The 16,249-nt window shown below is 47.5% G+C and carries 10 protein-coding genes; 4 read left to right on the top strand and 6 right to left on the bottom strand.

All coding sequences use genetic code 11. The annotated features are described in order from the left end of the window. Positions 1-115 precede the first annotated feature (115 nt). A complete protein-coding gene (locus DQG23_RS03445; protein ID WP_113029370.1) occupies positions 116-1,489 on the bottom strand; it encodes a UDP-N-acetylmuramoyl-tripeptide--D-alanyl-D-alanine ligase in 1,374 nt (457 codons plus the stop codon). Positions 1,490-1,791: 302 nt separating this feature from the next. After that, the gene (locus tag DQG23_RS03440; protein WP_113029369.1) at positions 1,792-5,463 is read right to left on the bottom strand and encodes a heparinase II/III family protein; all 3,672 of its coding nucleotides are present in this window, start codon (positions 5,461-5,463) and stop codon (positions 1,792-1,794) included. A gap of 214 nt (positions 5,464-5,677) precedes the next feature. Here DQG23_RS03440 and DQG23_RS03435 point away from each other — a divergent pair, with 214 nt between their 5' ends. From DQG23_RS03435 to DQG23_RS03425, 3 genes are read left to right on the top strand one after another with little or no spacing between them, the layout of a single operon-like run. Then, positions 5,678-6,490 (top strand): helix-turn-helix domain-containing protein, encoded by an 813-nt coding sequence (locus DQG23_RS03435; protein ID WP_113029368.1) that lies wholly within the window; start codon positions 5,678-5,680, stop codon positions 6,488-6,490. Further along, positions 6,465-7,091, top strand: coding sequence for a GNAT family N-acetyltransferase (locus tag DQG23_RS03430; protein WP_113029367.1), 627 nt, complete (start codon positions 6,465-6,467; stop codon positions 7,089-7,091). Before DQG23_RS03435 ends, DQG23_RS03430 begins: the two co-directional genes overlap by 26 nt. A gap of 55 nt (positions 7,092-7,146) precedes the next feature. Beyond that, on the top strand, positions 7,147-8,226 hold the full coding sequence (locus DQG23_RS03425) for a DUF418 domain-containing protein (RefSeq protein ID WP_113029366.1): 1,080 nt from the start codon (positions 7,147-7,149) through the stop codon (positions 8,224-8,226). Between the two features lie 249 nt (positions 8,227-8,475). Here DQG23_RS03425 and DQG23_RS03415 read toward each other — a convergent pair whose 3' ends face one another. The 4 genes from DQG23_RS03415 to DQG23_RS03400 all read right to left on the bottom strand — a co-directional run bounded on the left by DQG23_RS03415 (position 8,476) and on the right by DQG23_RS03400 (position 13,504). Then, on the bottom strand, positions 8,476-9,558 hold the full coding sequence (locus DQG23_RS03415) for a GerAB/ArcD/ProY family transporter (protein ID WP_272949028.1): 1,083 nt from the start codon (positions 9,556-9,558) through the stop codon (positions 8,476-8,478). A gap of 25 nt (positions 9,559-9,583) precedes the next feature. Beyond that, a complete protein-coding gene (locus tag DQG23_RS03410; protein ID WP_113029363.1) occupies positions 9,584-10,765 on the bottom strand; it encodes a Ger(x)C family spore germination protein in 1,182 nt (393 codons plus the stop codon). Continuing rightward, positions 10,762-12,264 (bottom strand): spore germination protein, encoded by a 1,503-nt coding sequence (locus tag DQG23_RS03405; RefSeq protein WP_113029362.1) that lies wholly within the window; start codon positions 12,262-12,264, stop codon positions 10,762-10,764. Before DQG23_RS03405 ends, DQG23_RS03410 begins: the two co-directional genes overlap by 4 nt. A 346-nt stretch (positions 12,265-12,610) precedes the next feature. Beyond that, complete coding sequence (locus DQG23_RS03400) at positions 12,611-13,504, bottom strand: VOC family protein (protein WP_158560277.1); 894 nt, start codon at positions 13,502-13,504, stop codon at positions 12,611-12,613. 277 nt (positions 13,505-13,781) lie between these two features. Between DQG23_RS03400 and DQG23_RS03395 the strand changes: the two genes are divergently transcribed. Beyond that, complete coding sequence (locus DQG23_RS03395; RefSeq protein WP_113029360.1) at positions 13,782-16,172, top strand: RNA polymerase sigma factor; 2,391 nt, start codon at positions 13,782-13,784, stop codon at positions 16,170-16,172. Positions 16,173-16,249: the final 77 nt, after the last annotated feature.

The following is a 16,249-nucleotide window of genomic DNA, read 5'->3' as shown; positions in this document are numbered from 1 at the left end:
GTCGCTCAGCCTAGCTCGAGCGCCGCTTTCGAGCGCTTGTTCTGGTGCTCTTTGTACTGACAACGTTGAGAGAATGCCGATCCGTTCTGACAGCCTCGAAGCAATAGGTTTGGAATTATTCTAACAATACGGGAATTATCGACTCCATCAACATTCCTCTCGATCCCTTCAGCAGAATAACATCATTCTTTTTCACCTTCTTCTTTAAAACCTGAGTCAATTCCCCTTTGTCTAAGAATGATTCTACATTGCCATGAGGAAACCGCTTTTGGGCTTCCAACGCTATAAACTTACCAAGAGGACCTACGGTATAAAGAAAATCAATATTGCCGGGGTCAATGTTTCGGCCTATTTCCCGATGATACTCCTCTTCCCGATCACCTAGCTCGAGCATGTCACCTAATATTATGAACTTCCTTTCGTACTCCGTTAAACCTTCAAACGTTTGTATTGCTGCGGACACGGATACCGGACTAGCATTCCATGCATCATTTATTATTGTAAAGCCTATAGGTGAGACAATTTTCTCCATTCTCATGCCGGTTACTTGTAAGGACTGAAATCCTTTAGCGATTTCCATTGGACCTAGACCCATTATCGATGCAACTGCAATTGCGGCGAGTGCATTCGATATATTATGCGCACCAAGAAGCGGTAGGAAAAATTCATGATCTCCAACTGTAAAAATGGAACCTTGCACGTTCGTTACACTGGACGCAGAATAATAATCACTCGACTCGTCTTCGCCAAAGGTAACGATAGAGATCGGTTTAGTGGTTGTGATATCTTTGAGTCCGTTACGTATGAGGGGTTCATCGCCGTTGTAGATCAGCACGCCGTCATCTGACAAACCATTAACAATCTCCAATTTTGCGGCTGCAATTTCTTTACGCGACCCAAGCGTCGACAAATGTGAAACACCTATCATTGTAATAATGGCTAGATCCGGCTTAGCTATGCGGGAAAGACGATCGATCTGACCACGTTCACTCATGCCCATCTCTAAGACCGCAACATCTATATCTTTGCCTATTTCCAATATAGTCAAGGGCAACCCTATTTGGCTGTTAAGATTACCCGTAGTTTTATGTACTCGGAATGTTGTTCCCAACACGGAATCTATCATGTCTTTTGTAGTTGTCTTACCATTGCTGCCCGTAACGGCAATCACTTTAAGCGATCGTTCTTTTCGATAATTTGCTGCAAGTATTTGCAATGCTTGTAAGCAATCATCTACATAGATAAGCGGAATATGGGTTGGCGGATTAATGTGATCCTTTTGCCAAAACGAAGCTGCCGCCCCTTTAGAAAATGCTTCTTCGACATAATCATGACCATCTAATTGCCTTAGTATCGGGATAAAAAGATTGCCTGACTTGACCGTTCGCGAATCAATCGACACGCCTTGAACGATAAGGTCCTCGTATACGAATTCAAGCCCGCTTCCCTCTGACATTTGTTCAATAACTTTAAGCTTATGACAGATCACAGGAACCACCGCCTTTCGCGTCTAATTGAATCTAAACATTATAGTTCACCGACAACAAGGATATTCCTTTCAGTAAAAACGTTAATCTGGCGATATTCTCCCAAATCACCACGGTCACAACAAGGATAAACGGTTTCGCCTTTCTTTAGAAGATAAAAAAACATCACCAGCGTGTGGTGATGTTTTCCTTACTCGTCCGTTCCGGAGTGCAAGCCTGTAGCAGCCACGCAACTTCCAGCCGAATCCCTCACTCTTACCCTTTCGATACCATGCGTTTTAGCTGCTTTTCACTTTAAGCATTTTCACACGATATCTTCGTTTCCTATACACATCCGGTTACTTATCGTAAACACATCTCCGGCCTTAACATCGACCAGCATTCGTTTACCCAAGTAATCCATTGACTGCTTGCCTTGCTGGACGTGAATTTTTTCCGTGCCTTGCCAGCCTTCTTCTCCACGGAACAGCGTAACGTCCGTACGGAATACGAGGCGGTTCCCTTCCAATCGGGGATCTCTAATGTAGTATGGCGAAGGCTTTTTATAACCCTCGCCGTTAATAAATCCAACGGCATCTTGAAGCTGATCCAAATCCGGAGCTTCCCCAGCGAACTCTACTTCTATCTCCCTAAGCTCCGCATCGACGGAAGCGACGGTTCCCCGCCATTCCGGCTTCTCCCGTTCCCATCTGAAATCGTTGGACTCGATAATCGTGAAACCTAAAGCTTCCACAAGCTCCGGACGATCGCCGCGATAACGGATCAATAACGCCTGCGCATCGGTCTTATGCAGCAATCCCGAATCGTCCCTATATGTAACCGGTTCATCTTGATAACGCGCGGAGATGACTATATCCCGACTCCCGTCAAAATGATCGATGCAAATACCCATAGGATCGAATACTCCAACCTTTTGCCCAGTAACGCATTCCATTGCACGGATGGACTGAAGGAAAGGAGCGCCTTCGTACGGCTCCATTACGCTAACGAAAGATGCGGCATGGCCATCGGTATCGTCCTGTTCGTCCCTGAGCAGAACATAAGCGTCCCAAGCAGACTTTTTCATTTCTTGGCCGCCCTTCTCGCCCAAGCAGCAAATCAGCTCCCGCTCTCTTCCGTTCAGTGCGGTGATTTTCAACGAACTTTCCCCGTAAGGATAAGTCCACGACACCCGCTCGCCCGCTTTCGCCTTTCGGATCGCTTTCATCCAGCCGTAGCCGGGCTGTCCGTACAGCGGAATATCCGCTCCGGCGAGCGTGCCTTGCAGCGGCTCCCAATTGTCGACACCCTCGAACAATACCTGTTCCAGCGATACGTCCAATCCATGCGTATTGTAATCGAATTTGCTCCCCCCAGAGACTAGAAAGCGGTCCAAGACGTAGGCATTATTCCCATCCGGCGCTTGAATAAGCCATGCCCACCTCTCGTAATGGCTGCCGGGATACGCCTCCTTATTTTCCATTCCTGCCGTTTGCATCCATTTCCCTTCGTAATGCTCGAGCTGAATGGAGGATGAAGGCGCCTGATCTTTGCCGTCGACGAGCACGACGTTGCACGAAGCGGAGTGCAGCTCCCATTGCCTGATTTTCGGACCGATCCAAATGAACGGATAATGGCCGCCGAACGCAAGCTGATGCACCCCGAACGCGCCCAGCCACAATCCGAGCTTATCGCCGTGCGCATGCGGCAGTGTAGGTTGACCGTACAACACAAGATGCTTAGTATTTCCGGCAGTGCTGCCGCTTCTCAAGATGCTGATTTCCGAGTCTTCAGCCAAGTAGGAAACTTGCACCGTTTGTGACGATTTTTCGCGGTACGGCGCCAGCTCCGACTCGGACAAAGCGTTTGCAAGCACCAAGAGTGACTGATTGCCGCCTCGTCCGTTATCCTGGCAAGCCTCCACTCGTTGTCCGGCTAACTCTTCATTGCTGTATGAAGTGAGCGCCGGCCCTATAATATCCCTTGCCGAAGGCATTCTCCGAAAGACGGTTTCGCTTAATGCGAGAAAAGGAGTCATTCCGTTTTTGCGATTGTCCGATATCGGAAGCATATTGTCTACGGTAGTATCGCCGAATGCTGCGGATAAACTTCCGCATCTGTAACGAAAATAAAAGGCGATTATTTCTTTTACGCCGAATCGGGCGTCCTCGAATAAATTCAGCGGCTGGCTGAAAGCGTCTTCGTCCTGGAACAAGTAGGTCCAATTCGGGTAGTTCATCATCGAATGAGACATCAGCTCAACATAACCCGAGGAATCATAGGCGTATTTTCCGTCCCGGTAATAGCCGTTCTTCAGTTTGGAAAACAGGCTGAAGACGGAATCGATAAGCACCTCTTGAAGCAGCTCTCCGTTTTGGATTAAAGCCGCCGCTTCCATTTCCAACTCCAGCAGCCTCATCGACCAGTCGCTTGCGCCGCTTCGTTCCAATTCGCACGTATAGATTACATAAGGAATCATTTCCCGTTCCACTGCTCTTCGCAGATCGAACGGTATAACACGGGGCTTGTTCTCGGCATCCGGCTTCCGAGCGAATAACCCGGCCAATTGTTCATGGAACTTTCCGATTCCGTCGAAAATAAGGTCATACGCTTCCAGCAAGTTTTTCTTCCATTCCGTCCCCGTCGTGGAAGGCTCCGACAAATGCACCGTATCCGAATAGCTCCCGTCATGATAACCGCCGTTCATATAAGGGTACAATTCGGCGATTCTTCCGATCAGAATGGCCGCTTTATAGGCATAACGGACATCACCGGATAAAATATAGGCATATGCCAAATTCGGAATTCCCCCTGCGTACCGGGTTCCGCTTGTTTCCGGGACGACGTTTTTGTCCGTGATAGATGGACAATACGGAGCGGCCATAACCATGGCCAGCCTGTAGTTGCGTGTTGCAGCGACAAGCATGCATCGGGTATACGGATTGGGAAAACCTTCGGGAATGAGAAATCCTTCTCCGTTATCTTCCACGATCACTTCTTCTCTCGTCGCGGGATTGTTCAGCTTTTTGCCCGGATACCACCATTCCCCGGTCGTCTCATTATAGAACCGAAACGGCGTTTCCAAGCATGTTTTCAGCGTTAGCCGGTTGCCGCCGGTGAGCGGATCTCCGTAAAACTGGCTTGGCGTCATCGCCCGCGGATTGCCGGGAATAATAAAATCGAACAATTCGTCATCCGACTTGGATGCCCAGTAGTCCGCCACTTCATAAATCCGGGCGGCAATACGGGCGCCCCATTCGGTTTCGCGAGCGTTAAAACGGGCGCGCTCCGCATCTTCCGGTTTGATCCGAAGCGAGAAGCCCGATTTTTTGTCGCGAACATGCCGGAGTATTTCTGCGGGCAGCTTTTGTTTCTCCCATCTTGTATACGCCGTATTGCTGTCTTCGATCGCGCGTTTTATCCAATCGTTCGTCTCGTCCGCCGATAAGCCTTCCGCGAAAATCAGATCCCCGATCCCTTGCAATCCAAACACCGAAATTTCTCCGGGCAGACCGGACCATTTGGACAAAGCGGGGCTTTCCTTGCGTACCCGGATTACATTCAGACCGACATATGGTTTTGTCTGCCTGCTTTTGTACACTAGATCAAGCGGCATCGTTACGGTGATTTCCCATACACCGCTTCGAAACTCCGAGCTTCCCCGAACGCCTTCGACAGGGGTTAGCCGGATGATATCATAGTCCATCTTCTCCGCTTTCGTCATGCCGTCGGTATCGACTATAACTTGCACAAGATTATGAGGCCTTCGTCCGGAATGATCCGGGTCGAAATTCAGACGTATCGTCTCCGTTTGCTGCGGATCGGCATCGTAACACCATATCCGGATGTGAAGCATGTCTTTGCTCGTATAAGCGGCAAACTCGGTCTTCCGGGCAGCGCCGTTCATCGTGTCGCCTTCTATAAAATTGCCGGCAACCGGAAGCTGCTCGAAATGCTCGGACTCCTGGACTACATAATAAGGATATAGCTGCTTCAAAGCGAAGGCTCCTCTCCAAAAAAAAATGGCATGATCGGTTTCATCATAACACGAGGATCGGCCGTTTAATAGTCAAGTATATGACATGTCTAGATATTTCAGATCTCTGCATTTCCAACTTCCGAGCAGAAGATTTTAAGCTAAACACTTGACCTTAGGTCTGACCTAAGGTGTATCGTTGAGATATGCCAAATCGCCTTTAGGAGTGAACGATATGAAGAGTGAAATTACGATTAGCGAATTAGCTAAGTTAATGAATGTGTCCGTTCATCAAATTCGATATTTTGAGGAGAAAGGCGTTCTTCACCCTTCTTACACAGATAATAATCAGTATCGAATGTATGGCATCGATCAAGTTTACCGGTTGGCGCAAATTTTGCTGCTTCGCAGGCTGGGAGTTCCCGTTCAGTCCATTAAAGAATGTATGACTACCTATACTTCAGAACAATATCGGCAGCTGCTCCATCATTCCTTGCGTGAAGTGGATGAGGAGCTGCAGCGGCTCAAAGAGCTTCAGCAGTTCATCCAAAAAGTTTTGGATGAACAACAGAGGTTTAGCTCGCAGACCGATCAATACCGAATCAAGCGGCGGGAGCCTGCTTATTTTGCCCGATGGTTGGAAATGGATATAAGCACGAAGCTGAACGCCAAAATGCTGGCCGAACAGACGATGCGCGTTCCGAACTTGTTTGAAACGGACATTCATTCTGTATTTGACGGCTCGAGCATCATTACTTTATATCTGGAAACGCAGGCCCCAGGAGATTTTTCGCTGCCGGAGGGCGATTATCTTTCCTTACAAACCCTTGTTCATGAAGATGATGAGCTTGAAGGGAAGATTGAACAGTTTTACGGCTATGCTGCCGCACAATCTATTGTCATAGCCGGCCCTCTGATTCTCATTGAAAAATCTTATTTGTCCCTATTTAGTCCAAACAAGCTGCACTATGAGCTGCAAGCTTTGATCGAACCGGTTGTGCATTCCGAAAGGGGAGACCGTAATGACGGCAACGCCGATAACAATTGAACCTATGTCGGCCAAGTACAATCCGCAAATCGGGCGATTGCTAGTGCACGGGTTTCGCGGGAAATTCCTCCCCCTGACGAACATGACCGAAGACGATCTCGCTCTTTTTTTCCAGAAGCTGCTTGAATATTTTCCCGCCGAACCGGCAAGTCAAAGAATGGTCGCCCTGCAAGAGGGAGAAGTGATCGGAACGATTTCGGTCAAATGGAAGCCGGAATTCGTCGTGAAGCAGCAACAAGAACTTCCTTCATTAAAAAACTTCAAGCAATTTGGAAAGTGGGACCTGATAAAACTGTTGATTGGAGTTTCTTTATTAAATCATAAACCGCAGGCTGGAGAATGTTATATTGCCGACATTGTCGTCCATCCGGATCATCGAAGTAAAGGAGTCGGAACGCTGTTAATGCAGTGGGCGCAGCATTTTGCTCAAAACGATCCGCGCTTGAAGGTGCTGAGCTTGCATGTCGTAGGCAGCAACTTACGGGCTAAGCTGCTATACGAACAGCTTTTTTTCCGTACGCAACTACAACAGAATAGCTTGGCGCGGCAGTTGTTTTTCAAGGAATTAAAATGGAATTATATGGTGATGAAGTTGATATAAACGAAGAGAAAGATTCAATCCGCTAAGCGCAAAGCATCAAAAGGAGAAATATTGTATGAGTCACTCGAAAGAGCGGATAACCGCTATTGATTTTGCGAGAGCGATCGCAATTTTCGGAATGATTATCGTGAATTTTAAGCTCGCCATGCTGGCAGAGGATGGCGGACCGGCGTGGTTGCAATCGATAGCGGGTTTGTTTGAAGGAAGATCATCCGCATTGTTTGTTTTGCTGGCCGGTATCGGCGTATCCTTAATGACCTCGAAAGCCAGGTTTTCGATGAATGAGGAACTGATTCGTCGCAGCCGGACCGGCTTGTACCGGAGAGCCGCTTTTTTGTTTATTGCCGGCTTGCTTTTATTGCTGCTGGGCTGGAGCGCCGACATTTTACATTATTATGCAGTGTTCATGCTTGTAGCTGCGGTCTTGATCACCGTATCCGACAAGAAAATACTCGGGCTGTTCTTGATAATTGTGTTGGCATCTCAGTTCTTCTTGATCGTATTCGATTACAGCAACGGGTGGGATTCGAGTTTTAAACAATATGCTGGCATTTGGACGCTGGAAGGGTTCGCGCGCAACCTGTTATTTAACGGTTTTCATCCTATTTTTCCATGGCTGAGCTTCTTCCTTATCGGCATGTGGATGGGCAGAAAGCGTTGGTTTGTCAAAGAGAACCGATCGAAGTTACTGCTTTATTCGCTGTCGGGAACGATCGTGATTGAGACCATTTCGTTCTTATTGGTGAAAATGTCTTCTTCTGTATTGGATAAGGAAGCGGCCTATTATTTTTTTGGAACGAAACCGATGCCGCCTACGATGCTGTATGTTTTTTCCGGCATTTGTTCCGCCGTGTCCATGATTGCAATCTGTCTTTATGTGGTAGACAAGTTTGAACATTCCTTTCTGACGCAAGCGGTGATCAATACCGGACAATTATCGTTATCCCATTATATCGGGCACGTAGTTCTCGGACTAGGGTTGCTCGAGACTGCGGGCTATTTGGAAAATGGCAATCTTTCATTTGCAATCGTTTATGGAGTCATTTATTTCATGATCGCAGTCGCCTTTTCGTATGGGTGGAGAAAATGGATGAAACAAGGTCCTTTGGAGTTGGTCATGCGAAAAATATGCTGAGTAACGCGGATAGAATACGAAAGCCTTTGCGTCCATTGATCCCGCGATTTCATAATCCAATCCACTCCATAAGATTGGCGATTATCTTGCTCGATTTAAATTTATGGTCCAGGAAAATACTCATCCAATCCGCAAAACCTAGAAACAAGATTCCAACGAACAGAAAGATTTCCTTCCTTTCGGCTTTAGAGCGTATCAAAAACGTCAAACTAACTCCCAGGGCCGCCGCAAAAAACAGAAGGAACCCGATCATGAGCCAGACTCTCCGGTTTGCTTTTTCCCGCTTTGGCGAATCCTCGTGACAAGTAGAAGCACACAAGGGATAACGACACTGTAAATTAGCGTATACTCGAAATCGTATTTTTTGCTGAATTCTATATTTTCCACTACATTGTCATACCCAAGAGCAAGACCGGAAATGAGCAATACCAAAGATAAAGTTACCCAAAATCTTCTTGTGATTCGAAATAATTGGCATAGTCCCAGGACGGAGCAGTAATATGCGATCGATAGCTTAATAAAAATGGCAACCAACAAGAGCAAAGCAATGGTGGATTCCAAATGCTCGAAAAAATTGCCGATATGAATTTCTTGGACAATGACAAACAGCGGATAAGTATCATGAGATGCACGGGTAACTCCAAGCACGCCGATCGTAAAAAACGTTGTTAGACTCAGCATAATTGTTGCAACAGCTATCGCAAGAATAAAGGTCTTCTTTCGTTTCTTCAGAACAAATGGAAAAAGCATAAGAAAGACAAGGGACTCCAGGAACGGAAATCCGAAAATGGAGCGGGTTTCCTTCACGGTCTTCCAAACATCCATTCGAAATGCCCCTTGAAATCGATTCCAGTTCCATTCCGTCAGCGCAAAGCAGAAGATGAAAATAAAAGTCGCCGTCATGACGAGAAACAAAAATTCCGACGAAATGGCGATCGTTTCGATCCCCTTGATCACCGCATATCCCGAGATAAGGAGAATCATAACGTGAAACACGGTCAATGGCGTTAACGGCATCAGCGTTTGTTTCATGAAATCGCCAAGATTCCGTGTGATAAAGACCGAAATTTGAACAAAATACGTAATATACAACAGGGCGATCAGACCGCCTAACGGTTTGCCCGCAACTTTCGTACAAATTTGAACTATCGATAACCCCGGATGTTGTTTAGCCAGTTTCAGCCAGACCAAGGAAGCCAGAATACCGGCTCCGCCTGCCCACAACGGAACGATCCAGGCATCTTGCTTGGCAACCGCAATCAATCCCCCTGGGATGAAAAAGAAGGAAGTGCCTATCAAAAAAGACAGAGCCAGCACAAAAAACTGCCACACGGTCAAACTGCTACGCTCCAAGCATTTACACTCCCTTATACGGATTAATGATTTCGCCGATATCGATAATTGTGCTCTTGACTGTGATAGTAAGCTTGGTTTGAGTCCAAACGTTTTTTTGTTTCTGCAAATCGTTCCATGCCCTGCCCCGTTTGTACTTGATCTTGTCTTCAAGACCGAACAAATCCCACTTTTTATCAATCGCCTCTTTGTAAAGCTTCTGCGCGGTTTCGCCGATCTGAAGGTTGAATTTGTCCGTTATCTGAGACAAGTTGCTCCAGTTTAATTTACTCTCCTGATCGTTGTTTACGATAGAGAGCCGGGCGGCAATCTCGACATTCCAGACCGGTATTCCGTTCGTAACGGATAAGTGCCGTTTACCGCTTATTTTATTCGCAAGCAATTCAATAACTTTGCCGTCAAGGGTAATCGTTTCAAAGAAGCTTTCGCTCTCCCCCTTTAAAAGATTGTAATAGCCATTCTCCCGCAGACCTATTTTTCCGATCATCCGATCCTTCCTAAACACAGCTGCACCCGTCAAAAAGAGATTGCTCTGATTCGCTTGAATCGATTCGAGGCGTTTTGTCGTAGAGATAACTTTCGGACCGTTCAGACTGATTAGCGGCAGCACCGTCAGTGCGGATGATTCCATGTTTTCGACTAAATCCTTCACTCGTGATTTTAAGCTGATTCGGCCCGTAGATTTATACGTTTGATCAATCATCGACCGCAATGCTCGTCCCGGAAGTCGCTCAAGAGGCGTGTAAGTCATCATGACTTCAGAAAGCTCGGAATCGGTTACGAACAAAAACAGGTTCGACCTCCTATTGTACTGCCTCTCATAAAAGTTCAAAAAAGAACCTAAGCCTTCCCTTGCGAATCGCTCGGTTACGATATGAGACTGATAATGATCGGTAAACAGCTTGCGCGGCAAAATATCGGCAGACTTTAGCCCGAGTTCTCCTTTGGTCGGACCTTGAACTTTGTAGGTATATAAAGGAGACTTGCTGCCGTCTCCCGTTTGAGGGTTGAATGCTCCGGGATTGATAATCTGGTAATAAACAACTTGCTCTTGGGTTTCGCTGTCTTTTTCCGAACCGACCAGTCCCGCAATCGCCAATTCATTGACCTCGGTTCGGTCCCAGCAACCGGTAAGGCAGCACAAGGAAATTCCGACGGCAGCAACCACCCGGCCGGCATCATTCATAGTCCGCCTCTCCTTTTTCTTTTTTTCGTATCGTTCATTTTCGGATAAGTATCCATCCAAGGCCGTGGTACGCGGAAAATCATGTCCTTCCAGTCAGACAATACGATCGGAGCCACCGGCGACAAGTATGGAACATTAAAAGATTTCATGGAAGCCAGGTGGACCAGCGTGAACAGCACGCCGCATAAAACGCCGAACAACCCCAAAACGCCCGCCAAGATCATGTAAAAAAACAACAGCAGCCGCTGTGTTATCCCGAAGCTGTAAGAAGGCACTACGAAATTGGATATCGCTGTAAGAGCCACAACAATCACCATGGCCGTCGAAACGAGACCGGCCGTTACGGCCGCTTGTCCCAACACCAATGCCCCGACGATCGAGATTGCCTGACCTGCGATACGCGGCATTCGAAGACCGGCCTCACGCAGCACCTCAAATGTCACCATCATGATGGCAGCCTCCACAAATGCAGGAAAGGGAATACCCTCACGCTGTGCAGCAATACTGATTAGTAAGGAATGAGGTAGTAGCTCCTGATGATAAGAAACGACGGACACATATAAAGCCGGCACGAATACGGCAAGCAAGAAGGATAGAAAACGGACCCAACGCAGCAGCGTAGCAATGTCGGCCCTCTGATAATAATCCTCGGGCGCAATGAAAAATTGAAAAAACGTAATCGGCCCGATTAACGCAATCGGACTGCCGTCCACAAGCACCGCGACCCTCCCCTCAAGCAGATGAGACGCAACAATATCAGGCCTCTCCGTGTTGAGGAGCGTAGAGAACGGAGAGTAAGTCCGGTCCTGAATCCATTCCTCCACATAGGCGCTGTCCAATATACTGTCGGTGCGAACCGTGCCAATCCGTCTGCGGAATTCGTCAACCACCGAATCCGGCGCAAGATTGTCCATGTATAACATGGAAATGCTTGTCTCGGTTTCCGTACCGACAGAAACTTGCTCGATGTGCAGATGGGCGCTTTTGATCCGTTTGCGGAGGAGGGACAGATTGTCGGCGATTTCCTCCGTAAACCCTTCCTGCGGCCCTCTTACCGTAGATTCCGTCAAAGGCTCCGATATATTGCGTTGACTTGTCTGGGGAGCTTGAATTCGCAAAACCTCCGGCGCACCGGATATCACAACCAAGCAGGTACCTTTCAGCAAGCTGTCGATACAGCGTTTGACATCGTCGGTCGAATCGATGGAGCTGAAAGGAATCTTACCCTTTAACGTCCCGATTATTTCCTCCGTACTAGATGAATCATTGAAAATAGCTTTCTCGGTTAAATAAGACAGCAATTCATGCTCGATCCTATCCTTGTCGGTTAAGGTCTCAAGAAACATGCAATAGCATACAATTTCCGGCGATACGACAAGCGAGCGGATTACAAGATCAGGCGGGGAATGCAGGAAATCTTTTATATGGTTAATAAAAATAAGCGGGTCATGGCTGTCATAGACAAAATCGTTCAGCCCATGCGAATCTCGAGTCGGCATACGCAAAGCTCCTCATCAAACAGCGATTATTTTCCAGTATGCCACTGCGGGTTAGCCTGTATACGCCTAGATTCTTCAGACATTACGCACGATTTCCTGAGAAATACGGGATTATTTAAGAGGAAGCGGCAAGGGGATTTGTACCGAGCTGCAGTCGAAACGCCGCTATTCAACATTTATTTAGTATAGTTAATTAAATTGATTGGGCCGTTACGACTCTCGTGAAGGAAAAGAACAAGTTCGCAGCTTTAAAAAACAGACCAATAAATTATAAAAACCCGCAAAAAGCGCGGGCTCGAATCGGTGTTCTGATGTCGTTTTACAGACTAGAAGGCCATAAAAGCAATTACTCATAATCGTGCGTTTCGTCCGGTCCTGCAGAGTAAGGAATGTACGCCTCGATACGATCTTCCAGAAAAAATTCCAAGTGATAGGCCCCCGCCGAGCCCGGCTCTGTTTTCAAGAAGCCGAACTGTTTACCGAGCCAACGATAAATACCGGAATACCGGTTACGAAAATCGGTTTGCGATAGGTTGAAGGAAAACACCGCATAATGCTGCTCCGGAATTGTGATCTCGACGAGATTGTTCGGCATGGGAAGATCATTCGCTACTTCGCGGCATACCCATAGCCGATGTTGCTTTACCCCAGCGTACTTCTCAATAATCGGATTGACGGTGAATGTGCGCCCTTCCCCTAAGGCTTGCAGGCTCAAATGTGATGCTGCGTCGAAAATGCCCTCATCAGGACTGTCAATATCGACGGTCGCAGCTACGCCGGCCCAACGAATTGCAGGTACCTTTACGAACTTGTACGACATTAATGCCGGAAATTCGGGCCTGTTCACATTGTCCGTTTCATTCAATCCAAAGAGTCCGCTCCATACTCCGAAGGAATTGCCGTCCGGATCCCGAAGTATGTACCAATGCGTATCCGCCACACCAACTTCAAGCGGATCTACATCAACACCCTCGCGTACCAAGTGCTCATGCAAAGCGACAGCATCCTTAACGTGGAAGTTGAGCTGGCCTTGCCCCTTTCGCTCAGCATCTTTACGTATCCAACATATTCGGCCTGGCGACATCTCTAAAGTTGCAAAGTGAGGGTTGAAGGCGAGCACTCTAAATTTTAAGCAACGACAATACCACTCCAGCGCGTCCTCCAGATTTGTTACGAAAATAGTCGGTATTACGGACGCCACGACGGGGACATCCACAACTTCCATAAGCTTTTTGACCATACGAATACCTCCTCTTTTTCTCCTACACAGGTATGGATGCCGCCCCACACGCTGAACCTGACATCCGCTTTCTTGTTTTGCAGGAAAAATTTCTCTCCTCATAGAAAGTTACTTTAAGATGATAAAGACTTTCTAAAGGGGACCTACGATCTTGGAGATTCAGATGGAAGCGGCATCGGATAAAGTGCTTATTGAACGCGCAAGACTAGGCAGTAAAGAAGCCTATTAGGAACTGTTGGCCCGTCACCGCGGTCGGGCGTTCCAGTGGGCTTGACAAATGACTCCCGATCATCATCTGGCGGAGGATATCGTTCAGGAAGCGCTCCTTCGCGCATTTTTGAAGCTAGGCACGGTGACGGATTTAACCAAATTCCTTCCTTGGCTTCGTACGATCGTCCGCAATCAGGCACTGATGAAGCTGCGCCGCGGCGGGCCGCATGCCCATGAACGCCCCTTTACCTCGTTGATCCCGTCGTACGCCCACACTTCAAGTGAAGACGGAACGAATTGGAGCGATCTGGATACCGTGCTTCACCACTATGTGAAACGAAAACATACAAGCTCTCAATCTGAGGATAACGTATCCGGCTCCTCGCTCGCCGATTGGCTACCTGCCGTGATTCAAAGCTTGGGACCGCGTGAGCGAGAAGTATTCAAGAAGCATTTTTACGAACAATTAACCCCGCAAGAAATTGCGGAAAGCTTGGATTCGAACGTCAACGCGATTCATAAAACGTTGTCCCGAATTCGGAAGAAAGCGGAAGATACTCGAATCGAACTCGATATCCACACGCGAATCCGGGTACATAACGAATCAAGAGGAGGAAACCGGAAGGTCATACTGGACAAACCCGCCATTCAAGATGAACCTCCGTTGCATCAAGGCATTGCTTTCCCGAATGCGTTGTATCATCTCGTTCGCAGTTTAGGGGCTAACGTGTCCATGGCGGAAATGATGGGATATTCAGGTTATGCTTTTCATCTCAATGTTCGACGAAACACAATCGGTGCCGAGAGCCCCATGTTGTGGGATTGGGACACGTTCCTCTCAAATGCGTTGCTCAATCTTGGGTATCATTCGAACTACGTTGATTATCAACATTTCAAAAATGCAGGCGCCAGCACGCACAAAACTCGGAATTTCCTTTATGCCTTGGATATGATTAGGGATTCCATAAACCGGGGATATCCTGCGCTGCTCCTCGGCGCTTTATCCTATGATCTCGCTATCGTGTATGGATACGACGATGAGAATCAACAATTGTATGCTGTCGATTCACGGGCTTGCCAACCAGTCGCGTATCGGAGCTTGTATCACGGAAGTCCCAAGACCGGTCAAACGATTTCCCAAGAGCTGTATGCATATGTACTGGACGGGGAGCTTAGCGAAGGATATCAACGTCCGGATCATAAGCTGATTCGCTTGCTCGAACGCGTCATTCGGCATGCCGACGGAGGCGACTATACGTTTTTACCTTGTACTAACGGGCTAGCTGCTTTTGACGAATGGATTGCCGCGTTCGAGAACGGAACGGTCGATCCGCTAGGCAACGCTTCAAATATTGCATTATATGGATGTACTCGCGCGCAAGCCGTGACGTTTTGGAAAGAGCGAGAGCTTGATGTTATGTTGAACAAGACTCCGCAAATACAAGAACTCATGCGGCGAGCGATGATTCGATATAATGCGGTACGCCTGTCTTTTGAAGCGCTGGGTCAGCTATTCCCATTCCCTCATGGCGGATTTCCAAGAGAGCTTGAAGTTCGCGAGCAAGCGGTAAAGCTGCTTCAACAAGCTAAAAAAGAGGAGTCGGAAGCGCTCGACGTCCTTCGCGAGCTAATGTCGGAGCTTCGAATCGCAAACTCCGGTCAAGCGTCAACGCCTATTCATCATATTTCCCTGAGCCCTTTTTATTCGTTCGGCAGCAATCGGTATAAAGCAGCTCCAAGTCTGTTGAATACTGCAGCAGTGGATGGCGTTGTTTGCATGTGCAGTGATCTTAAAAAAAGCATGTTATTTTATGGAGCGCTTTTCGGAATCGAACCGGAACCCGGAAGACTAAATGATCCCATTGCATTGCTGCCTATGCGGGACGATTCATACTTGGTGTTAATGGACCGCCGGCTTGATCTCAATCATGCGGATTGGAATCCCGTTTTTTATATCCGCGTACCTGATGTAAATCAAACTTATGAATGTGCCATAAATCAGAATTGGACCATTATTAATTTTTTGGACAAAGGCGGGCCTTTCACCGACTTTTTCATTGCGGAGGACACAGACGGCCACCAGCATATGATCGGAAGCAACCGGCTCGCTGATTCTTTTCCTTTTGCTGGAGCTGCTTCCATTGGGCACCCGTTGCTTTTGCCTGAAGCGCCGTACAATATTTCGGTAAAAAACGTTACATCATCTTCAAACGCATATTGCAATCTTTTTGGAGATCCTCTCGATCGTTTTCTGCGATTCACGGACAAGTTTGGACCTCCCGATTCAGCCGCTCGTTTGCAATTCGAATTTGCGGACGTTAGTTCTGCCTATCAATGGTTACGCAATGCGGGTATCACGATCTCAAGAGTGTTGGAGGGAAACGGAGATGGCGACATCAGCTGGGTCGTTCATGACCCGGATGGCAGAAGTATTGTCATCCGTAAACGGATGTCATGAATAAGTAAATTCGAATATAGTACTAAATGAACAGAAACAGCGACAGCTAGGGACGAGAAAATACAATCCCACACTGT

The sequence above is a fragment of the Paenibacillus contaminans genome (assembly GCF_003285015.1).
Taxonomy (GTDB): Bacteria; Bacillota; Bacilli; order Paenibacillales; family NBRC-103111; genus Paenibacillus_V; species Paenibacillus_V contaminans.
This window is presented reverse-complemented; position numbering and strand designations above follow the sequence as displayed.

What these genes read in the sequence shown, in the direction of transcription:
- DQG23_RS03410 (WP_113029363.1), bottom strand. Translation starts at nt 10,765, where the DNA reads ATGAATGATGCCGGCCGGGTGGTTGCTGCCGTCGGAATTTCCTTGTGC.
- DQG23_RS03435 (WP_113029368.1), top strand. Translation starts at nt 5,678, where the DNA reads ATGAAGAGTGAAATTACGATTAGCGAATTAGCTAAGTTAATGAATGTG.
- DQG23_RS03400 (WP_158560277.1), bottom strand. Translation starts at nt 13,504, where the DNA reads ATGGTCAAAAAGCTTATGGAAGTTGTGGATGTCCCCGTCGTGGCGTCC.
- DQG23_RS03395 (WP_113029360.1), top strand. Translation starts at nt 13,782, where the DNA reads ATGACTCCCGATCATCATCTGGCGGAGGATATCGTTCAGGAAGCGCTC.
- DQG23_RS03405 (WP_113029362.1), bottom strand. Translation starts at nt 12,264, where the DNA reads ATGCCGACTCGAGATTCGCATGGGCTGAACGATTTTGTCTATGACAGC.
- DQG23_RS03425 (WP_113029366.1), top strand. Translation starts at nt 7,147, where the DNA reads ATGAGTCACTCGAAAGAGCGGATAACCGCTATTGATTTTGCGAGAGCG.
- DQG23_RS03430 (WP_113029367.1), top strand. Translation starts at nt 6,465, where the DNA reads ATGACGGCAACGCCGATAACAATTGAACCTATGTCGGCCAAGTACAAT.